This window comes from Burkholderia sp. HI2761 (assembly GCF_002223355.1).
GTDB lineage: Bacteria > Pseudomonadota > Gammaproteobacteria > Burkholderiales > Burkholderiaceae > Burkholderia.
Map to the genome: position 1 here is coordinate 352687 of NZ_NKFN01000001.1, position 24223 is coordinate 376909.

Annotated in this window: 19 protein-coding genes; 2 read left to right on the forward strand and 17 right to left on the reverse strand. The window is 66.4% G+C overall.

Annotated elements, in window-relative coordinates; genetic code table 11:
* Positions 1-55 precede the first annotated feature (55 nt).
* The 17 genes from CFB46_RS01660 to CFB46_RS01740 all read right to left on the reverse strand — a co-directional run bounded on the left by CFB46_RS01660 (position 56) and on the right by CFB46_RS01740 (position 21251).
* A complete protein-coding gene (locus CFB46_RS01660) occupies positions 56-1255 on the reverse strand; it encodes an acetyl-CoA C-acyltransferase (RefSeq protein ID WP_027785391.1) in 1200 nt (399 codons plus the stop codon).
* Positions 1256-1286: 31 nt separating this feature from the next.
* Positions 1287-3722, reverse strand: coding sequence for a 3-hydroxyacyl-CoA dehydrogenase/enoyl-CoA hydratase family protein (locus tag CFB46_RS01665; RefSeq protein ID WP_027785392.1), 2436 nt, complete (start codon positions 3720-3722; stop codon positions 1287-1289).
* A gap of 113 nt (positions 3723-3835) precedes the next feature.
* A complete protein-coding gene (locus CFB46_RS01670; RefSeq protein ID WP_089499159.1) occupies positions 3836-5623 on the reverse strand; it encodes an acyl-CoA dehydrogenase C-terminal domain-containing protein in 1788 nt (595 codons plus the stop codon).
* Positions 5624-5681: 58 nt separating this feature from the next.
* Entirely contained in the window at positions 5682-6281 is a 600-nt protein-coding gene (locus tag CFB46_RS01675; RefSeq protein ID WP_006485742.1) for a TetR/AcrR family transcriptional regulator, read from the reverse strand.
* A 200-nt stretch (positions 6282-6481) separates the two neighbouring features.
* A complete protein-coding gene (clsB, locus tag CFB46_RS01680; RefSeq protein WP_027785394.1) occupies positions 6482-7756 on the reverse strand; it encodes a cardiolipin synthase ClsB in 1275 nt (424 codons plus the stop codon).
* A complete protein-coding gene (gene nudB, locus CFB46_RS01685) occupies positions 7753-8247 on the reverse strand; it encodes a dihydroneopterin triphosphate diphosphatase (protein WP_027785395.1) in 495 nt (164 codons plus the stop codon). The genes clsB and nudB overlap by 4 nt, the downstream gene beginning before the upstream one ends.
* 156 nt (positions 8248-8403) lie before the next feature.
* On the reverse strand, positions 8404-10206 hold the full coding sequence (gene aspS / locus CFB46_RS01690) for an aspartate--tRNA ligase (RefSeq protein WP_059820390.1): 1803 nt from the start codon (positions 10204-10206) through the stop codon (positions 8404-8406).
* Between the two features lie 67 nt (positions 10207-10273).
* On the reverse strand, positions 10274-10924 hold the full coding sequence (locus CFB46_RS01695; protein WP_027785397.1) for a DUF502 domain-containing protein: 651 nt from the start codon (positions 10922-10924) through the stop codon (positions 10274-10276).
* A 61-nt stretch (positions 10925-10985) separates the two neighbouring features.
* The gene (locus CFB46_RS01700; protein WP_027785398.1) at positions 10986-11306 is read right to left on the reverse strand and encodes an FmdB family zinc ribbon protein; all 321 of its coding nucleotides are present in this window, start codon (positions 11304-11306) and stop codon (positions 10986-10988) included.
* A 95-nt stretch (positions 11307-11401) separates the two neighbouring features.
* Positions 11402-12028, reverse strand: a complete 627-nt coding sequence (locus CFB46_RS01705; RefSeq protein ID WP_027785399.1) for an SAM-dependent methyltransferase — start codon at positions 12026-12028, stop codon at positions 11402-11404.
* Between the two features lie 17 nt (positions 12029-12045).
* On the reverse strand, positions 12046-13623 hold the full coding sequence (ubiB, locus tag CFB46_RS01710; RefSeq protein ID WP_027785400.1) for a ubiquinone biosynthesis regulatory protein kinase UbiB: 1578 nt from the start codon (positions 13621-13623) through the stop codon (positions 12046-12048).
* Positions 13624-13635: 12 nt separating this feature from the next.
* Positions 13636-14262, reverse strand: coding sequence for a ubiquinone biosynthesis accessory factor UbiJ (locus tag CFB46_RS01715; protein ID WP_027785401.1), 627 nt, complete (start codon positions 14260-14262; stop codon positions 13636-13638).
* Positions 14263-14426: 164 nt separating this feature from the next.
* A complete protein-coding gene (locus CFB46_RS01720; protein ID WP_027785402.1) occupies positions 14427-15461 on the reverse strand; it encodes a Tim44 domain-containing protein in 1035 nt (344 codons plus the stop codon).
* Positions 15462-15502: 41 nt separating this feature from the next.
* On the reverse strand, positions 15503-16234 hold the full coding sequence (gene ubiE / locus CFB46_RS01725; protein ID WP_027785403.1) for a bifunctional demethylmenaquinone methyltransferase/2-methoxy-6-polyprenyl-1,4-benzoquinol methylase UbiE: 732 nt from the start codon (positions 16232-16234) through the stop codon (positions 15503-15505).
* A gap of 52 nt (positions 16235-16286) precedes the next feature.
* The gene (locus CFB46_RS01730; protein ID WP_027785404.1) at positions 16287-16700 is read right to left on the reverse strand and encodes a gamma-butyrobetaine hydroxylase-like domain-containing protein; all 414 of its coding nucleotides are present in this window, start codon (positions 16698-16700) and stop codon (positions 16287-16289) included.
* Positions 16697-17140 (reverse strand): HIT family protein, encoded by a 444-nt coding sequence (locus tag CFB46_RS01735; protein ID WP_027785405.1) that lies wholly within the window; start codon positions 17138-17140, stop codon positions 16697-16699. Before CFB46_RS01735 ends, CFB46_RS01730 begins: the two co-directional genes overlap by 4 nt.
* An 85-nt stretch (positions 17141-17225) precedes the next feature.
* Positions 17226-21251 (reverse strand): DUF3683 domain-containing protein, encoded by a 4026-nt coding sequence (locus tag CFB46_RS01740; RefSeq protein WP_027785406.1) that lies wholly within the window; start codon positions 21249-21251, stop codon positions 17226-17228.
* A gap of 584 nt (positions 21252-21835) precedes the next feature.
* Here CFB46_RS01740 and ilvA point away from each other — a divergent pair.
* Both ilvA and queF read left to right on the forward strand, forming a co-directional pair.
* Positions 21836-23359, forward strand: a complete 1524-nt coding sequence (gene ilvA, locus CFB46_RS01750) for a threonine ammonia-lyase, biosynthetic (protein ID WP_027785407.1) — start codon at positions 21836-21838, stop codon at positions 23357-23359.
* A 12-nt stretch (positions 23360-23371) separates the two neighbouring features.
* Positions 23372-24202, forward strand: a complete 831-nt coding sequence (queF, locus tag CFB46_RS01755) for an NADPH-dependent 7-cyano-7-deazaguanine reductase QueF (RefSeq protein ID WP_027785408.1) — start codon at positions 23372-23374, stop codon at positions 24200-24202.
* Positions 24203-24223: the final 21 nt, after the last annotated feature.

Consider the following 24223-nt stretch of genomic DNA (forward strand, 5'->3'; position numbering starts at 1 on the left):
AACGGTGCGCGAGCTCGTGGCCCGCGCACCGTCGTCGCTTTTCGTCGCGTCCCGCTTACAGGCGTTCGATGATGCCCGCGGCGCCCATGCCGGTGCCGACGCACATCGTGACCATCCCGTACTTCAGGTTGCGGCGGCGCAGGCCGTGCACGACGGTCGCCGCGCGGATCGCGCCGGTCGCGCCGAGCGGGTGGCCCAGTGCGATCGCGCCGCCCATCGGGTTGACCTTCGACGGATCGAGGCCGAGGTCGCGCATCACCGCCAGCGATTGGGCGGCGAACGCTTCGTTCAGCTCGATCCAGTCGAGATCGTCCTGCTTCAGGCCGGCGGCCTTCAACGCGGCCGGAATCGCTTCCTTCGGGCCGATGCCCATGATTTCCGGCGGCACGCCGCGCACCGCGAAGCTCACGAAGCGCGCGAGCGGCGTCAGGTTGAACGCCTTCAGCACTTTCTCCGACACGACGAGCAGCGCGCCGGCGCCGTCCGACGTCTGCGAGCTGTTGCCGGCCGTGACCGAGCCCTTGTTCGCGAATACCGTGCGCAGCTTCGCGAGGCCTTCGATCGACGTATCCGCGCGCGGACCTTCGTCGAGCTTGATCTCGCGCGTCTTCACGTCGATTTCGCCGGTCGCGAGGTTCGGGAAGCGCTCGGTGATCGTGTAGGCGGCGATCTCGTCGTTGAACTCGCCGGCCTGCTGCGCGGCGAGCGCCTTGCGGTGCGACTCGACCGAGAACGCGTCCTGGTCCTCGCGGCTCACCTTCCACTGCTCGGCGACGCGCTCGGCCGTCAGGCCCATCCCGTACGCGATGCCGAAATCTTCGTTGCGATCGAAGATGTGCGGCGACATCGACGGCTTGTTGCCCATCATCGGCACCATGCTCATCGACTCGCAGCCGCCCGCGAAGATCGCGTCCGATTCGCCGACGCGGATCCGGTCGGCCGCCATCGCCAGCGCGGTGATGCCCGACGCGCAGAAGCGGTTGACCGTCACGCCGCCGACCGTCTGCGGCAGGCCGGCGAGCAGCGCGCCCATGCGCGCGACGTTCAGGCCCTGCTCGGCTTCCGGAATCGCGCAGCCGATGATCGCGTCCTCGATCAGCTTCGTGTCGAAGCCGGGCACCTGCGCGACCGCCGACTTGATCGCGTGGACCAGCAGCTCGTCCGGCCGCGTGTTCTTGAACACACCGCGCGGAGCCTTGCCGATCGGCGTGCGGCTGGCGGCGACGATGTATGCGTCTTGCAATTGTTTGCTCATTTCAGACTCCTTGTCCGCTCTGTCCGCTCGCTCAGTTACGCACCGGCTTGCCGGTCTGCAACATGCCCATGATCCGTTCCTGCGTCTTCTGCGTGCCGAGCAACTCGACGAACGCACGGCGCTCCAGCGCGAGCAGCCACTGCTCGTCGACGAGGCTGCCGGCTTCGACGTCGCCGCCGCACACCGCTTCGGCGATGCGGCTCGCGATCAGGTAGTCGTGGTCGCTGATGAAGCGGCCGTCGCGCATGTTGACGAGCGATGCCTTGATCGTCGCGATCGCCGAGCGGCCTGCCACCGGCACGTCCTTCGCACGCAGCGGCGCACGGTAGCCGACGGCGGCCAGCGCACGCGCTTCCTTCTTCGCGGTGTCGAGCAGTTCGAACACGTTGAAGACGATCGTGTCGGACGGCTTCACGTAACCCATCGCGCGTGCGTCGTGCGCGGACGCCGACACCTTCGCCATCGCCGCGTTCTCGAACGACTTCGTGACGAACTTCAGGATGTCGGTGGTCGCGTTCGCGGCCGTCGCGGCGTCCGCCGCGCGCAGCGCCGCTTCCTTCAGGCCGCCGCCCGCCGGCACGAGGCCGACGCCCACTTCGACGAGACCGATGTAGCTCTCGACGTGCACGACACGCTTCGCGCTGTGCAGCATCAGCTCGCACCCGCCGCCGAGCGCGATGCCCGACACGGCCACCACCACCGGCACGTTCGCGTACTTCACGCGCAGCATGCCTTCCTGGAACTTCTTCACGAACGGCTCGATGCCCTTTGCGCCGCCCATCATGAACGCGGGCATCGCCTCCTCGAGGTTCGCGCCGGCCGAGAACGGGCCGCCCGGCGTGCCGAGCTTCAGCGACGTCGGCTGCCAGATCACCACGCCCTTGTAGTCCTTCTCCGCGAGTTCGATCGCCTGCACGAGGCCGTCGATCACGCTCGGTCCGATCGTGTTCATCTTCGACTTGAACGACACGATCACGACGTCGTCCTCGCCGGCACGATCGTCGACCCACGCGCGCACCGCGTCGGTTTCGAACAGCGTCTTGCCGTACGTCTTCGGATCGGCGCCCGCTTCGCCGAGCAGCGGCGCACGGAACACCTGCTTGTCGTAGACCGCGAGGTCCGAACGCGGCACGAAGCGCTTCGATGCCGGCGCCCACGAGCCTTCGGCCGTGTGCACGCCGCCCTTCTCGGCGACCGGGCCTTCGAGCACCCACGACGGAAGCGGCACGTTCGCGAGCGCCTTGCCGGCCGCGATGTCTTCCTGCACCCACTCGGCAACCTGCTTCCAGCCGGCGGCCTGCCAGCCTTCGAACGGGCCCTCGTTCCAGCCGAAGCCCCAGCGGATCGCGAGATCGACGTCGCGCGCGTTGTCGGCGATCGATTCGAGATGCACGCCGATGTAGTGGAACACGTCGCGGAAGATCGACCACAGGAACTGCGCGTGCGGATGGTCCGTCTCGCGCAGCAGCTTCAGGCGCTCGGCCGGCGGGCGCTTCAGGATGCGGCCGACCGTTTCGTCCGCCTTCGCGCCCGAATCGACGTAGGTGCCCGTCTTCGCGTCGAGCACCTTGATCGCCTTGCCTTCCTTCTTGTAGAAACCGCCGCCCGTCTTCTGGCCGAGCGCGCCCTGCTTCACCAGCTCGGCGAGCACGGCAGGCGTCTGGTAGACCGGGAAGAACGGATCGTCGGCGAGGTTGTCCTGCATCGTCTTGATCACGTGCGCCATCGTGTCGAGGCCGACCACGTCCGCGGTGCGGAACGTCGCCGACTTGGCGCGGCCGAGGCGGCTGCCCGTCAAATCGTCGACTTCGTCGAAGCGCAGGCCGAACTTCGCGGCCTCGGTGATCACCGCGAGGATCGAGAAGATGCCGACACGGTTCGCGATGAAGTTCGGCGTATCCTTCGCGCGCACGACGCCCTTGCCGACGACGCTCGTCAGGAAGGTTTCGAGCTGGTCGAGGATCTCCGGGCGCGTATGCGCGGTCGGGATCAGCTCGACGAGGTGCATGTAGCGCGGCGGGTTGAAGAAGTGCACGCCGCAGAAGCGCGACTTCAACTCGTCCGAGAAACCTTCGGACAGCTTCGTGATCGACAGGCCCGACGTGTTGGTCGCGAAGATCGCGTTCGGCGCGATGTGCGGCGCGACCTTCTTGTACAGGTCGTGCTTCCAGTCCATCCGCTCGGCGATCGCCTCGATCACGACGTCGCATTCCGCCAGCTTCGCGATGTCGTCTTCGTAGTTGGCCGCCTCGAGGTACTTCGCATCGTCCTTCACGCCGAACGGCGCGGGCGACAGCTTCTTCAGGTTCTCGATCGCCTTCAGCGCGATCGCGTTTTTCGGGCCTTCCTTGGCCGGCAGGTCGAACAGCAGCACCGGCACGCGCGCGTTGACGAGGTGCGCGGCGATCTGCGCGCCCATCACGCCGGCGCCCAGCACGGCGACCTTGCGAATCAGGAAATTGCTCACGGGATGTCTCCGGATAGTGTCGTGCAGCGCGGAATGTGAGGGCTGCACGGCGAAGTGAGTACCAGGAACCGTTGCGTTCGGGCGGCGCGCGACGCGCACCGCCCGGACTCGCGTCAGAACAGCGATTCGTCGACTTCCATCAGCGTCTTCGAACCCGCGCGCGCGGCGCGGATCGTCGATGCCGTCTCGGGCAGCAGACGCGCGAAATAGAAGCGGGCCGTCGCGAGCTTCGACTTGTAGAACGGATCCCCCGATGCTTCGTTGTCGAGTGCGAGGCGCGCCATCCGCGCCCAGAAGTACGAGAACACCAGGTGGCCGACGGTGCGCAGGTACGGCACGGCCGCAGCGCCGACTTCGTCGGGGTTCTGCATCGTCTTCATGCCGATTTCCATCGTCAGCTTCTGCACCTTCTCGCCGATGTCGGCGAGCGGGTTGATGAACTCGGCCATTTCCGGCTTCACGCCTTCGGCTTCCGCGAATTCCGTCACGAGCTTGCCGAACTTCTTCAGCTTCGCGCCCATGTCGCCGAGCACCTTGCGGCCCAGCAGGTCGAGCGACTGGATCGAGTTCGTGCCTTCGTAGATCATGTTGATCCGCGCGTCGCGCACGTATTGCTCCATGCCCCACTCGGAGATGAAGCCGTGGCCGCCGTAGATCTGCATCGCGTGGTTGGTCGACTCGAACGCGTTGTCGGTCAGGAACGCCTTGATGATCGGCGTGAGCAGCGCGACGAGGTCGGCCGCTTCCTTGCGCACCGCTTCGTCGGCGTGCGACAGTTCCTTGTCGATCTGCAGCGCGGACCAGTACGTGAACGCGCGCGCGCCTTCCGCGTAGGCCTTCTGCGTAAGCAGCATGCGGCGCACGTCCGGGTGCACGATGATCGGGTCGGCCGGCTTGTCCGGCGCCTTCGGGCCCGTCAGCGAGCGCATCTGCAGGCGTTCCTTCGCGTACGTCAGCGAGTTCTGGTACGCGACTTCCGTGAGGCCGAGGCCCTGCATGCCGACGCCGAGGCGCGCGGCATTCATCATCACGAACATCGCGTTCAAGCCCTTGTTCGGCTCGCCGACCATCCAGCCCTTCGCGCCGTCGAGGTTCATCACGCACGTCGAATTGCCGTGGATGCCCATCTTGTGTTCGATCGAGCCGCACTTGATGCCGTTGCGTTCGCCCGGCTCGCCCGAAGCGTCCGGAATGAACTTCGGCACGATGAACAGCGAGATCCCCTTCGTGCCTTGCGGCGCGTCCGGCAGGCGCGCGAGCACGAGGTGGACGATGTTCTTCGACATGTCGTGCTCGCCGCTCGAGATGAAGATCTTCGTGCCGCTGATCGAGTACGAGCCGTCGCCGTTCGGTTCGGCCTTGGTACGCAGGATGCCGAGGTCGGTGCCGCAGTGCGGCTCGGTCAGGCACATCGTGCCCGTCCATTCGCCCGACACAAGCTTCGGCAGGTATTGCTGCTGCAGTTCCGGCGCGCCGTGCGCGTGCAGGCATTCATACGCGCCGTGCGACAGGCCCGGATACATCGTCCATGCCTGGTTCGCCGAGTTCAGCATTTCGTAGAGTGCGTTGTTCACGAACGCGGGCAGGCCCTGGCCGCCGTATTCCGGATCGCAGCCGAGCGCCGGCCAGCCGGCCTCGACGTATTGCCGATACGCTTCCTTGAAGCCGGTCGGGGTCTTCACGACGCCGTCGCCTTCATAGGTGCAGCCTTCGCGGTCGCCGACCTGGTTCAGCGGGAACAGTACCTCGGAGCAGAACTTGCCCGCTTCCTCGAGGACCTGGTTGATCGTGTCGGCGTCGAGGTCCGCATGCTTGGGCATTTGCTTGACTTCGGCTTCGACGTTCAGAAGCTCGTGCAACACGAATTGCATGTCGCGCAGCGGCGCGGCGTACTGTCCCATGACTCTCTCCAAAGGTGGGCAAAACGGCTCGAGCTCCTGGCGGGCGGTTCACGCGCCGCTAACGGCTCTCGCTCTGATACGAAACAATCGTCTTTTCCAGCGCGGCCCACGTGAGGCGCACGGCGTCCGGCGAATGCAGGAAGCGTGCGTCGTGATGCAGGCCGAGCGTGAAGCTGTACAACTCGAAGAGCATCAGTTCCGGATCCGTGTCCGTGCGCAGATGCCCTTCTTCCATCGCCTGCGAAATGGCGCGCAGCAACGCGGCACGCCAGGCGGTCACGCTCGCGATCAACTGCTCGCGCACGGGGCTGTCCGGGCGGTCGTCGTACTCCACTGCGCCGCTGATGTAGATGCACCCGGTCGTCACCTCCTGGATGCGCTTCTCGATCCAGCGCGCCAGCATCGCCCGAAGACGCGGCAGACCGCGCGACTCGCGCAGGCTCGGAAAGAACACCTCGTTTTCGAAACGATGGTGATACTCGCGCACGACCTCGACCTGCAGGTCTTCGCGCGAACCGAAGTGCGCGAACACGCCGCTCTTGCTCATCTGCATGCGCTCGGCCAGCAGGCCGATCGTCAGCCCCTCCAGCCCGTCACGGCTGGCGAGGTCCAAAGCAGCTTCGAGTATCGCGGCACGCGTCTGTTCGCCTTTTCGCATAGCTATTTCTGTAACCGTTCGGGGGTTCGAATAAAATCGAACGGCCGTACTATTATTGAGTGCGGCCGCTCGCGAAACAAGGAAATTATTAGAAACCGGTGTCTAACCGAGCCGCTATTTTGCGCGATTCCGGCGAGACCGGAGCGGCTTTTCCGCACGAATGTGCGGACAGATTTTTTGAAGCGAATACTTAGTCGGCGTCAATCGTAACCGCCGACCGTCAGCGCCTTCATCACGACACGATACGTGGTGTACGCGAGCCAGTTCAGCAGCCGCTCGACGCGCGGGCGCGCGGCGAAGCGCGCGGCGTCGATCTCCCGGCCTTCGGCGAACGCGGTGGCGATCGCGTCGCGCAACTGGTTCGTCACCGCATCGTAGCGCACCAGCACGACGTTCGCTTCATTGTTCAGCATCAGGCTCAGCGCGTCCAGATTCGACGAGCCGACCGTCGCCCAGTTGTCGTCGATCACGGCGACCTTGCCGTGCAGGATCGTCTTGTCGTATTCGGCGACGCGCACGCCCGCGCGCAGCAGCGTGTGATAGAGGAACGGCACGGCCGTATCGAGCGCCGCGAACTCCTTGCGGCCTATCAGCACCCGCACGTCGACGCCGCGCCGTGCCGCGCCCGTCAGCGCGCGGCGCAGCTTGCGGCCCGGCATGAAATACGGATTCGCGAGCAGGATCCGCTGGCGTGCCTGACCGATCGCCGCGAGATAGGCCTTCTCGATCGCGCGGCGGTTCACGACGTTGTCGCGCGCGACGAACGCGACGCTCGGCTCGGTCACGACCCGCAGCGCGCCGGCCTTGATCCACCGGTGGCTGCGCATCCAGCGCCGGAACATCTCCGGGAACGCTTCGCCGCCGTGCAGCCCGGCCGCGTACTGCGCATAGGGCTTGTGGCCGAACTGGATCCGGTGCCACTGCAGCTCGAACGCGGCGCGCACGTCGGACACCGCGGGCCCGACCATCTCGACCGCGAAATCCCAGCGCGGGAACGGCAGCGTCGCGCTGCCCTGCGTGTAGTCGTCGACGATGTTGATGCCGCCGCAGAACGCGACCGCATGATCGATCACCGCGAGCTTGCGGTGCGTGCGCGAGAAGCCGAAGCGGCCGAACAGGAAGCGGTTGTAGACGCAGTGCTCGACGCCGGACTCGGCCCACGTGTCGAACAGCGGCAGGCGCGCGGTGCCGATGCCGTCGGTGATCACGCGCACGCGCACGCCGCGCTGCACCGCGCGGATCAGCGCGGCCGACACCGGGCGACCGGCGTCGTCGTCGCAGAAGATGTAGGTTTCGAGCATCACCTGCTCGCGGGCGGCGTCGATCCGATCGATGAGCGCCTGGAAGAATTCGCCGCCGGTTTCGCACAGCCGCACCGTATTGCCGGCCGTAAACGCGAGCCGCGACGCGGAGCCCCGCTCCTGCAGGAACATCTGCCGCAATTGCGCGAAACGCTTGCGGGTCTCCGCATTCATGCGGACGAGCCGTGCGGCGCACGCGCGAGTGCCACGCGCGCGGGCAATTGCAGGATCGCTTCGGCGTTCGACGGCGAGAAGCAGCGCGCGGCCGCTTCGCGGAAAGGCAGCCACGCATGATCGACATGCTCGCGCGGCGACAGCGTCACGTCGACGCGATGCGGCACGCACAGGCCGAACCAGTGCTCGACGTTGCGCGTGACGCCCGGCGCATAGCGGTGCAGGTATTGAGGATAGATCGTGTATTCGATCCGGTGATGCCAGTCGACGAGCGCGGTGGCCGGCACGTCCGGCGTGCCGATCGCGATGCCGGTCTCCTCGGCCACTTCGCGCGCGGCGGTGAGCGCGAGCGGCTCGTCGAGCGCGTCCTTCGAGCCGGTGACCGATTGCCAGAAATCGGACTGGTCGGCACGCTTGATCACGAGCACATCGAGCTCGGGCGTGTAGATCACGACGAGAACGGATTCGGGGATTTTCGGCGGCTTCGTCATCTTTGTTTCATGCGGCACGGGGCCGTGCGTCGGCCCGTGCCCGGAACGTGCGGCAAGTGCTGCGACTGTACCGCAAAAAATGAAAAAGGCGCATCGCTGCGCCTTTTTCAGGGGTGTCGTGTGGGCATGACCGCACACACGACCTGCGCGGCGGCGTTACGCCTTCGGCTGCTCCGGCTGACGCAGCCGGATGTGCAGTTCGCGCAGTTGACGCTCGTCGACCGGGCTCGGCGCCTGCGTGAGCAGGTCCTGCGCACGCTGCGTCTTCGGGAAGGCGATCACGTCGCGGATCGAATCGGCGCCGGCCATCATCGTGACGATGCGGTCGAGACCGAATGCGATACCGCCGTGCGGCGGCGCGCCGTACTGCAGCGCGTCCAGCAGGAAGCCGAACTTCAGCTGCGCTTCTTCCGCGCCGATCTTCAGCGCGCGGAACACCTTGCTCTGCACTTCCTCGCGGTGGATACGCACCGAGCCGCCGCCGATTTCCCAGCCGTTCAGCACCATGTCGTACGCCTTCGCGAGGCAGCGGCCCGGGTCGGTCTCGAGGTACTCGAGGTGCTCGTCCTTCGGGCTCGTGAACGGATGGTGCGCGGCGACGTAGCGCGCGTCTTCGTCGTCGTACTCGAACATCGGGAAGTCCACGACCCACAGCGGCTTCCAGCCGGCCTGGACGAGACCGTTCGCCTTGCCGAATTCCGAATGGCCGATCTTCAGGCGCAGTGCGCCGAGGCTGTCGTTGACGACCTTCGCGCGGTCGGCCGCGAAGAAGATGATGTCGCCGTCTTCAGCGCCGGTGCGCTCGAGGATCGCCGCGATGGATGCGTCGTGCAGGTTCTTGACGATCGGGCTCTGCAGGCCGTCGCGGCCCTTTGCCTTCTCGTTGACCTTGATCCATGCGAGGCCCTTCGCGCCGTAGATGCGCACGAATTCCGTGTAGCCGTCGATGTCGCCGCGCGACAGCTCGCCGCCCTTCGGCACGCGCAGCGCCGCGACCCGGCCGTCCTTCGCGTTGGCCGGCGTGCTGAACACCTTGAAGTCGACGTCCTTCATCGCGTCGGTCAGCTCGGTGAATTCGAGCTGCACGCGCAGGTCCGGCTTGTCCGAACCGAAACGCGCCATCGCTTCCGAGTACGGCATCACCGGGAATTTCGCGTCGAGCTCGACGTCGATCGTCGTCTTGAAGATGTGACGGATCATGTCTTCGAACAGGTCGCGGATTTCCTGCTCGCCGAGGAACGACGTCTCGCAGTCGATCTGCGTGAATTCCGGCTGGCGGTCGGCGCGGAGGTCCTCGTCGCGGAAGCACTTGGTGATCTGGTAGTAACGGTCGAAGTTCGCGACCATCAGCAGCTGCTTGAACAGCTGCGGCGACTGCGGCAGCGCGAAGAACTGGCCCGCGTTCACGCGCGACGGCACGAGGTAGTCGCGCGCGCCTTCCGGCGTGCTCTTCGTCAGCATCGGCGTTTCGATGTCGATGAAGCCCTGCTCGTCGAGGTACTTGCGCGCCTCGATCGCGACACGGTAGCGCAGGCGCAGGTTGTGCTGCATCTGCGGGCGGCGCAGGTCGAGCACGCGGTGCGTGAGACGCGTCGTTTCCGACAGGTTGTCGTCGTCGAGCTGGAACGGCGGCGTGACCGACGCGTTCAGCACGTTCAGTTCGTGGCACAGCACTTCGATCTTGCCGCTCTTCAGGCCAGCGTTGACCGTGCCGTCCGGACGGTTGCGCACGAGACCCTTGATCTGCACGCAGAATTCGTTGCGCACGCCTTCGGCGGTCGCGAACATCTCGGCGCGATCCGGGTCGCATACCACCTGCACGAGGCCTTCACGATCGCGCAGGTCGATGAAGATCACACCGCCGTGATCGCGGCGGCGCTGCACCCAGCCGCACAGCGACACGGTTTGGCCCAGCAGGTGTTCGGTCACGAGACCGCAGTATTCAGTACGCATCGACATGATGTTTGCTTTCGTTCGGTTTGATCAACGGGCGCCGCAACGCGCGGCCCGGGCGATGATTCTTTACTTACAGCGGCGGCTCGACGGGGCGGCGGGCGGGCGCCGGAGCCGGCGCCGAAGGCGCCACGACGCCCATCGAGACGATGTACTTGAGCGCGGCATCGACCGACATGTCGAGTTCGATGACTTCGCTCTTCGGCAGCATCAGGAAGAAGCCCGACGTCGGGTTCGGCGTCGTGGGCACGTACACGCTCACGTACTCTTCCGTCAGATGGTTGACCACGTCGCCGCCGGGCGCGCCGGTCAGAAACGCGATCGTATACGAGCCGCGGCGCGGGTATTCGATCAGGAGCGCCTTGCGGAACGCGTTGCCGCTGCTCGACAGCAGCGTGTCCGATACCTGCTTGACGCTCGTGTAGATCGGCCCGACGACCGGGATGTGACGCACGACCGCGTTCCACCACGTGACGAGCTTCTGGCCGATGAAGTTCTGCGTGGCCAGCCCGACCACGAAGATGAACGCGAGCGTCAGCACCGCGCCGATCCCCGGCAGATGGAAGCCGAGCATCCGCTCGGGCTGCCACGATTCGGGCAGCAGGAGCAGCGTCTGGTCCATCGTGCCGATGATGAGGCCGAGCACCCACAGCGTGATCGCGAGCGGGACGAGAACCAGCAGGCCGGTCAGGAACACCGTTTTCAGGGTCGTCTTTTTCATCATCTGCCGTCAATGAACCGCGCTGGAAGCGCGGGTTGGTCGCGACCCGGCCGGGCCGCGACGGTCAACTGCCGGCGGCGGGCGTCGCGGCCGGAGCCGGCGCGGCGCTCGTCGCCGTGGTGCTGCCCGAACTGCTCGACGCAGCCGGCGCGGCCGCGGCGGGTTCAGCCGTGGCGGGTGCTGCCGGCGCCGCGTCGCCCGAGCCGCCGCGGAAATCGGTGACGTACCACCCCGAGCCCTTCAGCTGGAAACCGGCGGCGGTCACCTGTTTGCGAAAAGCATCCTTCCCGCATTCAGGGCATTGCGACAGCGGCGCGTCGCTCATCTTCTGGAGCACGTCCTTCGCGAAACCGCACGCTTCGCATCGATAGGCGTAGATCGGCATGATATTTTTCCCGCAGAAACTGGAAACGGCTTGCAAAACCTTGAATTATAGCCGAAACCCGGGCGCGCTCCGGCATTGGCCGTGACGCCCGCGCATCAGCGGCGACGCCACGTGAGCCAGCGCTCGTGCCCGTCGAACACGGCCAGCGAATCGGTCACGGGCAACTCCTCGACCAGCTCGAAGTGCGGGGCAAGCAGCGCATCGAGTTCCGCACGCTCGATCCCGAACGGCGGCCCCTTCGGTTTCGCCACCACGAAGAAATAGCCGGCCAGCAATCCGTCCGCGGGCAGCAGCTCGGCCATCCGCGCCGCATAGCCGGCGCGCAAGCTCGGCGGCAGCGCGCACAGGAACGCACGCTCGTACACCCACTGCACGTCGAACGGCGGCCGGTACTGGAAAAAATCGGCCTGCTCGACGACGTCCGCATGCGCGCCGAGCTGTGCCTTCGCGGCAGCGACCGCCTGCGCGGCGAAATCGATCGCACGCACCGGCCAGCCGGCCTGCGCGAGCCATCCGGCCTCCTGCGCGCTGCCGCAGCCGGGAATCAGCACCGCGCACGGCTCGAGCCGATGGGCGAACTCACGAAAACCGTCCGGCACGCCGCCGAATTCCCACGGCGTCACGCCGCGTTCGAAGCGCTCGTTCCAGAACGACGCGCTACCCGGGTCGCGCGTCGCGAAATCGGCGGCCGACGGTGCGGCCGGTTGCTTCGGATCGGACATCGCCATGCTCCTTTCGATCAAGCGCCGTACGCGAGCGCGAGCAGCACGCGCGCGACCAGCGCCCCGACGCCGACGGCCAGGCCGAAGATCAGCAACGCCTGCAGCAGCCGGTTCGTCCGTTTCTGCTCGACGAGGACCTGGCGCATCAGCTCCTCGCTCGCGGCGCGCGGTGCGTCGTGGCGCGCGGCCATCGCATGGTGAATCAGGCGCGGCAATTGCGGCAGCGTCTTGCTCCACTGCGGCGCCTCGACCTTGAACCGCTCGTACCAGCCGCGCAAGCCGATCTGCTCGGTCATCCAGCGCTCGAGATACGGCTTCGCGGTCTTCCACAGGTCGAGCTCGGGGTCGAGCGAGCGGCCGAGCCCTTCGACGTTCAGCATCGTCTTCTGCAGCAGCACGAGCTGCGGCTGAATCTCGACGTTGAAGCGGCGCGACGTCGAGAACAGGCGCATCAGCACCTGGCCGAGCGAGATGTCCTTCAGCGCGCGGTCGAAATACGGCTCGCACACCGCGCGGATCGCGCTTTCGAGCTCCTCGACGCGCGTCTCGGGCGGCACCCAGCCCGATTCGAGGTGGAGCGTCGCGACGCGGTGGTAGTCGCGCTTGAAGAACGCGAGGAAGTTCTGCGCGAGATAATTCTTGTCGAAATCGGACAGCGCACCGACGATCCCGAAATCGAGCGCGATATAGCGGCCGAACGTGTTCGGATCGAGGCTCACCTGGATGTTGCCGGGGTGCATGTCCGCATGGAAGAAGCCGTCGCGAAACACCTGCGTGAAGAAGATCTCGACGCCTTCGCGCGCGAGCTTCTTGATGTCGACGCCGGCCGAGCGCAGCGTCTCGACTTGGCTGATCGGCACGCCGGTCATGCGCTCCATCACGAGCACCTGCGACGTCGAGAAATCCCAGAACATCTCGGGCACGAGCAGCAGGTCGAGGCCCGCGAAGTTGCGGCGCAGCTGGCTGCCGTTGGCGGCCTCGCGCATCAGGTCGAGCTCGTCGTGCAGGTACTTGTCGAATTCGGCGACGACCTCGCGCGGCTTCAGGCGCCGGCCGTCGGCCCACATGCGCTCGGTCCAGATCGCGATGTCGCGCATCAGCGCGAGATCGGAATCGATGACGGACAGCATGTTCGGGCGCAGCACCTTGACCGCGACGGCCTTGCCCGCGTGCACGCCCTCCTTGAGCTTCGCGAAATGCACCTGCGCGATCGACGCGCTCGCGATCGGCTCGCGCTCGAATTCGTCGAACAGCTCGTCGACCGGCGCGCCAAGCGACTTCTCGATGATCGCGATCGCGACCGCCGAATCGAACGGCGGCACCTGGTCCTGCAGCTTCGCGAGTTCGTTCGCGAAATCGACCGACAGCAGATCGCGGCGCGTCGACAGCACCTGGCCGAACTTCACGAAGATCGGGCCGAGGCTTTCGAGCGCGTGGCGCAGCCGCACGGCGGGCGGATCGGAATAGCGGCGGCCGATCGTCGTGATCCGCAACAGCAGCTTCACGCGCCGGTCGTCGATCCGGGACAGCATCACTTCGTCGAGACCAAAGCGGATGACGGTGTAGACAATCTTGATGAAACGGAAAATGCGCATGCCCTGCGGCCCTCAGTGCGCGCCGCGCGGGCCGGAACCCGTGCGCGCGCCGATTTTTTGTTCGAGTCGCTCGACCCGCTTTTCGACCCGTGCGAGCGCATCGCGTGCGCGCGCCAGTTCGGCGTCGAAGCCGCCGAGCGACGCGCGCCGGACGACTTGCGGGTTCTCGTCGAGCCAGTATTCGGCGACGGAATCGAGCACGTTGCGGCCAGTGCGGCGCGCGCGCGCCCCGGCGTCGCGCACGACCGTCGCGATCCGGTACGCCGCCGCGTCGCCGACCAGCTTCGCGAGATCTTCTTCCGGTTCCCAGCGCAGGTGCTCGGCCAGCTTCGCGATCTGCGTCGCGAATTCCGCGTCGCCTTCGATCTTCACGTGCTTCATCACGGCCGCCTGGCCGCCCTGCAGGAACGCGGCGAGCGTGTCGCCGGCCAGCGCGATCGACACGTCGACCTGTTGCGCATCGTGCGCGTCGACGGCCGACAGATAGCCGTCGGGCTGCACCAGCAGCGTGAGCGTGACGGGAGGCACGTCGATGCGGGCAGTCTTGCCCGCATAGGGAATCAGGCGGTCGCGCGCCCACGATTCGCGCGCGAGCAGGTGATTGACGGCAGCAGCAAAAGGCTTGGCGGCAAAGGTCATCGGGCTGGGAAAGAAAAAACCCGCGCGGGCCGGGCGCCCACGCGGGTTTCTATTGTAACGTCGGATCGTCGGCAGACCGTGCCTGACCGTACACCCGGGCGGCAAGCGGTCGCAGTGCGGCGGCCGTCGCCCGGGCGCCCGGCGGCGCGGGCCGCCGGCCACGCTCAGTGCGTGTTGATCTGCTGGATACCCGCGAGCAGCCAGCCCTGACTGCCCGACTTCGACAGGTTCCAGACTTCGTCGAACGGCGCGGCCGACGTATTCGCCGATTCGCGGATCAGGCCGTGGAAGCGCACGCTCGCCGACTGCTCGATGCCGCGATCCTCGATCGCGACCAGTTCCGCGTCGAGCTGCACGACATCGGTCTGGTTCGCTTCGTTGCCGCGCGAATCGAGGTCGATCTTGATCTCGGCGAACATTTCGGGCGTCGTGAACTCGCGGATGTCGGCCAGGTTGCCCTGGTCCCACGCCGCCTGCAGGCGCACGAAATAGACTTTCGCGCTGCGCAGGAACGCTTCGGTGTCGAAGCCGGCCGGCACCTGCAGCGGCGCCGCTGCCGCCGCGGCCGCGCCGGCGGCCGCTGCACCGCCGCCGCCGAACACGCCCTGCGCTTCGTTCGCATAGCTGCTGCCGCTACCCGCGTAGTTGCTGCCGGTGTTGCCCTGCTGGAACGACGGGCTTTGCGAGTAGCCGCCCGACGACGACGCAGCGCCGCCGACCGAATACGCCGGCTCCTGCGGGCGACGGCGGTTCATGAACTTGCGGATCAGCCAGATGCCGACCATGGCGAGCAACGCGATCACGATGACGTTCGCCATCATGCTCGCGAATGCGCCGCCGAGGCCGAAGTGCGACAGCAGCGCCGCGATGCCGAGGCCGGCCGCGAGCCCGGCGATCGGCCCGAGCCAGCGCGAGCGGTTGGGCTGCGCGGCCGGCGTGGGCGCAGCCGGGTTCGCACGCTGCGCCTGCGACGGCGCGGCCTGCTGCATCGGCTGCTGCGCAGGCGGCGTGGCCTGGCGCTGCGTGACGGTGGAATTCTGGCGGCCGATGCTGCGCCCGCCGCCCATGCGCCGGGCTTCGGCGTCGAGCGATGCGAACGTGCCGGCCGTGAGCAGGCCGACCATCAGCAGCGTGCCGACCCGTCGAGCCCACGGCTTCGACGGTTTGCTACGGTTGAACAACGAACGCGATTCAGACATCAGCTTCTCCGAATGTAAGACGAATGTAGGGAAAGAACCCCTTAGTACTTGGTCCCTAGGTGTAAAGCTACCACGCCACCTGACAAATTGTAATATTTGACGGCATCGAGGCCCGCTTGTTCCATCATCGTCTTCAGCGTGTCCTGATCGGGGTGCATCCGGATAGATTCAGCAAGATACCGATAACTTTCAGCATCTTTCGCGAACTTGTCGCCAAGCCACGGTAATACTTTGAAAGAATACAGATCGTACGCTTTTTTCAGCGGGTCCCAGACTTTCGAGAATTCCAGCACCATCACGCGGCCGCCGGGCTTCGTCACGCGGCGCATCTCGGCCAGCGCGGCATCCTTGTGCGTCATGTTGCGCAGCCCGAACGCGACCGTGACCACGTCGAAGTAGTTGTCCGGAAACGGAATTTTCTCGGCGTCGCACAGCAGCGACGGCGTCACGACACCCTTGTCGAGCAGCCGGTCGCGGCCGACGCGCAGCATCGATTCGTTGATGTCGGTATGCCAGACCTCGCCCGTCGGCCCGGCCGCCTTCGCGAACGACCTGGTCAGGTCGCCGGTGCCGGCCGCGATGTCGAGCACCTTGAAGCCCGGGCGCACATTCGCCTGCGCGATCGTGAACGCCTTCCACGCGCGGTGCATGCCCGCCGACATCAGGTCGTTCATCAGATCGTAGTTGCTCGCGACCGAATGAAACACGCCCGCCACTTTCTTCGCTTTTTCGTTTTCCTCGACGCTTTCGAAGCCGAAGTGGGTTTTGCTCATCGCGTTGATCCTCAGTAAATGGCAAGACGGCGCCGAGCGGGCGCCGTCGATTTCAGTGGCAGTGGCCGTGCGGCGCGCCGGCCGCCTGCATCGGCGCGTCGCGCTCGACGCCCGCCGCCTTCAGTTTGTCGAAATAGTCGCGCCACAGCGCGTCCTGCTGCGTCGCCAGTTCGTACAGCAGGTCCCACGAGTAGATGCCGGTCGAATGGCCGTCGGAGAACGTCGGCTGCAGCGCGTAATTGCCCACGCCCTCAAGCGCGGTGATCGTCACTTCGCGCTTGCCGGTCTGCAACGTCTCCTGGCCCGGTCCGTGGCCACGTACCTCGGCCGACGGCGAATACACGCGCATCAGCTCGAACGGAATCCGGAAGTTCTCGCCGTTCGGGTACTGCAATTCGAGCACGCGCGATACCGCGTGCACGACGACGCCGGACGGAATCGGCGTCGTGGAAGTCAAACCGCTCATGGCTGCCTCGAATCGGTCATGCGTTGAATTTCCTCGCGCACCGCATTGTGCAGCAGCGAGGCCTGTGCCGCGCGCGAGCGCAGCAGCGCCTCGGACACGCTGCGCTGGCGCGGCGCCCACACGGGCTGCGGGAAATGGGCATCGTTGGAAAAGCGCGGAATCACGTGCCAGTGCACGTGCGGCACCATGTTGCCGAGGCTCGCGAGATTCACCTTGTTCGGCTGCATCACGCGGCGCACGGCCCGCTCGACCGCGTAGACCACGCGCATCAGATGTGCCCGCTCGGGCTCGCCAAGATCGGAGAACTCGGCCACGTGCGCGCCCCAGATCACCCGGCAGAAGCCCGGGTAGTCGTGCTCGCCCGTCGCGAGCACGACGCGCAGCACGTCGTCCTGCCAGAGCACCTCGCCGCCGTCTTCACGGCAAAACACGCATTCCATCGTCGCTCCCATGTGGACGGGCGCCGGCATGGCTGCACCGGCGCCCGCTCATTCCCGGCCCGATCGGGCGGTCGTCATGCCCGCATTAGACCAGCACGCGCTCGATCCCGCCATGGTTCGCCCGTGCGACATAATCGGCCATCCAGTTCTCGCCGAGCACCTGGCGCGCGATCTCGACCACGATGTAGTCGGCTTCGAGGTTCGCGTCCTCGTTGTAGCGCGACAGCCCCTGCAGGCACGACGGGCAGCTCGTCAGGATCTTCACGTCCGGGCCGCCCGCGCTCGCGGCGGCCGGCACCGGCGCGTCGCCGGCCACCACCGGAATCGCGCGCAGCTTCGCAGCGCCCTTGCGGATCTCCTCTTCCTTGCGGAAGCGAACCTGCGTCGAGACGTCCGGCCGCGTGACCGCCAGCGTGCCCGATTCGCCGCAGCAGCGATCGTTCTTCTCGATCCGGTAGCCGTCCTTCTCCGCGCCCATCAGCTCGTTGACGAGCTTGACCGGATCCATCGTCTTGATCGGCGTGTGGCACGGGTCGTGATACATGTAGCGCGTGCCCGACACGCCGTCGAGCTTCATCCCCTTCTCGAGCAGGAACTCGTGGATGTCGATGATCCGGCAGCCCGGGAAGATCTTGTCGAATTCATAACCCGCGAGCTGGTCGTAGCACGTGCCGCACGACACGACCACCGTCTTGATGTCTAGGTAGTTCAGCGTGTTCGCCACCCGGTGGAACAGCACGCGGTTGTCCGTGACGATCTTCTCGGCCTTGTCGTACTGGCCCGAGCCGCGCTGCGGATAGCCGCAGCACAGGTAGCCCGGCGGCAGCACCGTCTGCACGCCCGCTTCCCACAGCATCGCCTGCGTCGCCAATCCCACCTGCGAGAACAGCCGCTCGGAGCCGCAGCCCGGGAAGTAGAACACCGCTTCCGAATCGACGGTCGTCGACTTTGGGTTGCGGATGATCGGCACGATCTTGTTGTCCTCGATGTCCAGCAGCGCGCGCGCCGTCTTCTTCGGCAGGTTGCCCGGCATCTTCTTGTTGACGAAGTGGATCACCTGCTCGAGCGCGGGCGGCTTGCCGGTCGTCGCCGGCGGGTGCTGCGTCTGCTTCGTCACGACCTTCTTCAGCATGTCGTTCGCGAAGCGCTGCACCTTGTAGCCGACGCCCATCATCACGCCGCGCGCGAGGTTGATCGTCTGCGGATTGGTCGCGTTCAGGAAGAACATGCCCGCCGCATTGCCGGCGTTGAATTTCTTCTTGCCCATCTTGCGCAGCAGGTTGCGCATGTTCATCGTGACGTCGCCGAAGTCGATCTTCACCGGGCACGGCGTCGCGCACTTGTGGCACACCGTGCAGTGGTCGGCCACGTCGTTGAACTCGTCCCAGTGCTTGATCGACACGCCGCGGCGCGTCTGCTCTTCATACAGGAACGCCTCGACCAGCAGCGACGTCGCGAGGATCTTGTTGCGCGGGCTGTACAGCAGGTTCGCGCGCGGCACGTGGGTCGCGCACACCGGCTTGCACTTGCCGCAGCGCAGGCAGTCCTTCACCGAATCGGCGATCGCGCCGATGTCGGACTGCTGCATGATCAGCGACTCGTAGCCCATCAGCCCGAAGCTGGGCGTGTACGCGTTGCGCAGATCGGCGCCGTCGAGCAGCTTGCCCTTGTTGAAGCGGCCGTTCGGGTCGACGCGCTGCTTGTACGCGCGGAATTCGGCGATCTCGTCGTCGGTCAGGAATTCGAGCTTCGTGATGCCGATCCCGTGCTCGCCGGAAATCACGCCGTCGAGCGAGCGCGCCAGCTTCATGATGCGTGCGACCGACGCGTGCGCGTCCTGCAGCATCTCGTAGTTGTCGGAGTTGACCGGGATGTTCGTGTGGACGTTGCCGTCGCCCGCGTGCATGTGCAGCGCGACGAACACGCGGCCGCGCAGCACGCGCTTGTGGATCGCCTGCGCTTCGTCGAGGATCTGCTTGAACGCGCCGCCGTTGAAGATCGCGCGCAGTTCCGCGCGGATCTCCTGCTTCCACGAAATGCGGACCGTGCGGTCCTGCGTGATGTGGAACACGGTCGCGCCCGGCTGCTCGTCCGCGCGATCCGCGAACTTCTCGGCGAGCGCCTCGTAGCCGAGCTGCACCAGGTAATGCTGCGCCTCGCGCAGCGGCTGGTCGAGCCGGTCGCGCACGAATTCCCAGCGTGCCCGCACGCGCTTGAGCAGCTCCAGCGCCTGCTGCACGCGATCCTCGAGCAGCTCCGCGCTCGGGATCTCGTTCGCGTCGTCGGTCTTGCCGAGCGGCAGGTTGCCGCCGCGGAAGAACGCCTCGAGCGCGTCGACGAGTTGCAGCTTGTTCTTCAGCGACAGCTCGATGTTGATCCGCTCGATGCCGTCGGTGTACTCGCCCATCCGGTTCAGCGGGATGACGACGTCCTCGTTGATCTTGAACGCGTTCGTGTGCTTCGCGATCGCGGCCGTGCGGCTGCGGTCGAGCCAGAAGCGCTTGCGCGCCTCCGCGCTGACCGCGACGAAGCCCTCGCCGCTCTTGCCGTTCGCCATGCGGATCACTTCGGACGTCGCGTGCGCCACCGCGTCGGCATCGTCGCCGACGATGTCGCCGATCAGCACCATCTTCGGGAATGAATTGCGCTTGCTCTTGGTCGCATAGCCGACCGCGCGCAGGTAGCGCTCGTCGAGGTGCTCGAGGCCCGCGAGGATCGCGCCGCCCTGCTTCGACGTCTCGAACAGGTAGTCCTTGATCTCGACGATGCTCGGGATCGCCTCGCGCGCCTGGCCGAAGAATTCGAGGCACACGGTGCGCGTGTGCGCGGGCATCTTGTGCAGCACCCAGCGCGCGGACGTGATGAGCCCGTCGCAGCCTTCCTTCTGCACGCCCGGCAGGCCGGCGAGGAACTTGTCGGTCACGTCCTTGCCGAGCCCTTCCTTGCGGAACCGGCGGCCTTCGATCTCGAGCATCTCGGTGCGCAGCAGTTTCTCGCCCGGCGCATACGCGCCATCGAACCACTTCAGCTCGAAGCGCGCGACCGCGATGTCGTGGATCTTGCCCTGATTGTGCTCGTGGCGCGTGACTTCCAGCCAGTTGCCGTCCGGGTCGACCATCCGCCACCACGCCAGGTTGTCGAGCGCGGTGCCCCACAGCACGGCCTTCTTGCCGCCCGCGTTCATCGCGACGTTGCCGCCGATGCACGATGCGTCGAGCGAGGTCGGATCGACCGCGAACACGTAGCCGGCCGCTTCCGCCGCTTCGGTCACGCGACGCGTGACGACGCCCGCACCGGAGAAGATCGTCGGCACCTTGTGCGCGACGCCCGGCAGCTCGGTCAGCTCGACCGCGCCGAGCTGTTCGAGCTTTTCGGTGTTGACCACCGCGGAGAACGGCGTGAGCGGCACCGCGCCGCCCGTGTAGCCGGTGCCGCCGCCGCGCGGGATCACGGTCAGGCCGAGCTCGAAGCACGCCTTGATCAGCGCCGCGATCTCGGCTTCGGTATCGGGCGTCAGCACGACGAACGGGTATTCGACGCGCCAGTCGGTCGCGTCGGTCACGTGCGACACGCGCGACAGCCCGTCGAAGCGGATGTTGTCCTTCTGCGTGCAACGGCCGAGCGCCTTGGTCGCGCGCCGGCGCAGCTCGGCCATCTTGTCGAATTCGTCCGCGAACTCGTCGACCGCGCGCTGCGCGGCCGTCTCGAGCATCTCGACGCGCGATGCGCGCTCGCGGCCCGCGTCGTCGCGGTGCTCGGTGAGATCCGCACTGCGGCGCTTGCCGATCTCGGTCAGGCGGTGGTTCAGCGCCTCGATCAGCAGCGCGCGGCGCTTCGGGTTGTCGAGCAGGTCGTCCTGCAGGTACGGGTTGCGACGCACGACCCAGATGTCGCCGAGCACTTCATACAGCATCCGTGCCGAACGGCCCGTGCGGCGCTCGGCGCGCAGTTCGTCGAGCACCGCCCACGCCTCCTCGCCGAGCAGGCGGATCACGATCTCGCGATCCGAGAAGGACGTGTAGTTGTAGGGAATCTCGCGCAAGCGGGGCGCGGGGTCGGCGGCGACGGCGGCGGCCGCGCCATGCGGATCGAAAACTTGTGGTGCGTTCATGTTCGGACGACTCGGAGGGCCGATACCCCGTGCACGGGCGTCGGCAAGCGCGTGGGCGCAATCTTGGGGAAATCTGTTCTGTTACCAGGCGCGCGGCTGTCCTTCATGGGGCCGGAGCGGGCGACTCGCCCCTCGTGGCCGGCGACAGGGCCTGGCGGCACTCGGAATCATCAGCACGATCGCGCGCGGCGCGCATGCCGTTCGGCCGCGGGGCTGGCTGCGCGCGGCGTCGGCTTCAACGGTGCGATCCGAGGGTGCCTCTGCATCTTCCGAATCCTTGATTCAAAACGGAATTCTAACCCATGATCGGGCCGCCCGTGACACGCCGGACAGGTCGTGGGGCTATCGCCGCGAGCCGCGCCGGGCGGGGCTCCGCGCGGTTTCGCGCGATCATTCGCCGTCCGTCCGGTCGGTAACCGCGCGGTTAAACCGGTAAAAAACGCCTCCGACGGCGCGAATGCCCTGCCCGCACGCGCACACGACCGGGGACGACCGCCCGCCCGGCATGCCGCTTGCGTGCGGGCGGACCCTTGGCGCTATCATTGACCCTTTACCGTCCGCATCCGCACTGCACGCGAGCACCCATGGCATCCCACGATTACCTGAAGAAGATCCTCACCGCGCGCGTCTACGACGTCGCGATCGAGACGGAACTCGAACCGGCCCATAACCTGTCGGCCCGGCTGCGCAACGCCGTTTACCTGAAGCGCGAGGACAACCAGCCGGTGTTCTCGTTCAAGCTGCGCGGCGCATACAACAAGATGGCGCACATTCCGGCGGACGCGCTCGCGCGCGGGGTGATTACCGCCTCGGCCGGCAACCACGCGCAGGGCGTCGCGTTCTCGGCGGCCCGGATGGGTGTCAGGGCCGTGATCGTCGTGCCCGTCACGACGCCGCAGGTGAAGGTCGACGCGGTGCGCGCGCACGGCGGCCCGAGCGTGGAGGTGATCCAGGCGGGCGAGTCGTACAGCGACGCGTACGCACACGCGGTCAAGGTGCAGGAGGAGCGCGACCTCACGTTCGTCCATCCGTTCGACGATCCGTACGTGATCGCCGGCCAGGGCACGATCGCGATGGAGATCCTGCGTCAGCACCAGGGCCCGATCCATGCGATCTTCGTGCCGATCGGCGGCGGCGGGCTTGCCTCCGGCGTCGCCGCGTACGTGAAGGCGGTGCGCCCGGAGATCAAGGTCATCGGCGTGCAGGCCGAGGATTCGTGCGCGATGGCGCAGTCGCTTGACGCGGGCGAGCGCATCGAGCTGAGCGAAGTCGGCCTGTTCGCGGACGGCACCGCGGTGAAGCTCGTCGGCGAGGAAACCTTCCGGCTGTGCCGCGAATTCCTCGACGGTGTCGTAACGGTCAACACCGACGCGCTGTGCGCGGCGATCAAGGACGTGTTCCAGGACACGCGCAGCGTGCTCGAGCCGTCCGGCGCGCTCGCGGTCGCGGGCGCGAAGCTGTACGCGGAACGCGAAGGCATCGAGAATCAAACGCTCGTCGCGGTCACGTCCGGCGCGAACATGAACTTCGACCGGATGCGCTTCGTCGCCGAGCGCGCGGAAGTGGGCGAGGCACGCGAAGCCGTGTTCGCGGTCACTATCCCCGAGGAACGCGGCAGCTTCAAGCGCTTCTGCTCGCTGGTCGGCGATCGCAACGTCACCGAGTTCAACTACCGGATCGCCGATGCGCAATCCGCGCACATCTTCGTCGGCGTGCAGATCCGCCGTCGCGGCGAATCGGCGGAGATCGCCGCGAACTTCGAATCGCACGGCTTCAAGAGCGTCGACCTGACGCACGACGAGTTGTCGAAGGAACACATCCGCTACATGGTCGGCGGCCGCTCGCCGCTCGCGCTCGACGAGCGCCTGTTCCGCTTCGAGTTTCCGGAGCGGCCGGGCGCGCTGATGAAGTTCCTGTCGTCGATGGCGCCGGACTGGAACATCAGCCTGTTCCATTACCGTAACCAGGGCGCGGACTACAGCTCGATCCTCGTCGGGCTGCAGGTGCCGCAGGCCGATCGCGCCGAGTTCGAACGCTTCCTCGCGGCGCTCGGCTATCCCTATGTCGAAGAGAGCGCCAACCCGGCGTACCGCCTCTTCCTGTCGTAAAGGCGTCACACGATGAATCCCGAACATTCCCCGCTCGGCAAGGCCACCGTCTACGCGGCGCAGTACGACGCGTCGCTGCTGTTCCCGATCCCGCGCGCCGGCGCGCGCGAGCAGCTCGGCATCACGTCGGCGCTGCCGTTCTTCGGCACCGACATCTGGAACGCGTACGAATTGTCGTGGCTCAACGCGCGCGGCAAGCCGCAGGTCGCGATCGCGACGTTCTACGTGCCGGCCGAATCGCCGAACATCGTCGAATCGAAGTCGTTCAAGCTGTATCTCGGCTCGTTCGCGCAGTCGAAGTTCGACTCGCTCGACGCGGTGCGCGACGTGCTGAAGCGCGACGTGTCGGCCGCGTGCGGCGCAAGCGTATCGGTGCAGCTGGTGTCGGCGCACGATTTCCGCAAGCTGGAGATGGACGAGCTCGACGGGCTGTCGCTCGACCGGCTCGACCTCGACACCGACGTGTACGAGCCGGACCCGTCGCTGCTGTCGGCCGCGGATGCCGCGGACGAAGCGCCGGTCGAGGAAACGCTCGTGTCCGACCTGCTGCGCTCGAACTGCCCGGTCACGGGCCAGCCCGACTGGGGCAGCGTGCAGATCCATTACGTCGGCCCGCAGATCGACCATGCGGGGCTGCTGCGCTACATCATCTCGTTTCGCAATCACACGGGCTTTCACGAGCAGTGCGTCGAGCGGATCTTCCTCGACATCCTGCATGCGTGCAAACCGGTGAAGCTCGCTGTGTATGCGCGCTATACGCGCCGCGGCGGGCTCGACATCAATCCGTTCCGCACGAACTACAACCAGCCGATGCCGGATAACGCGCGGACGGCGCGGCAGTAAATCGAGCAATGCTGGCGGGCA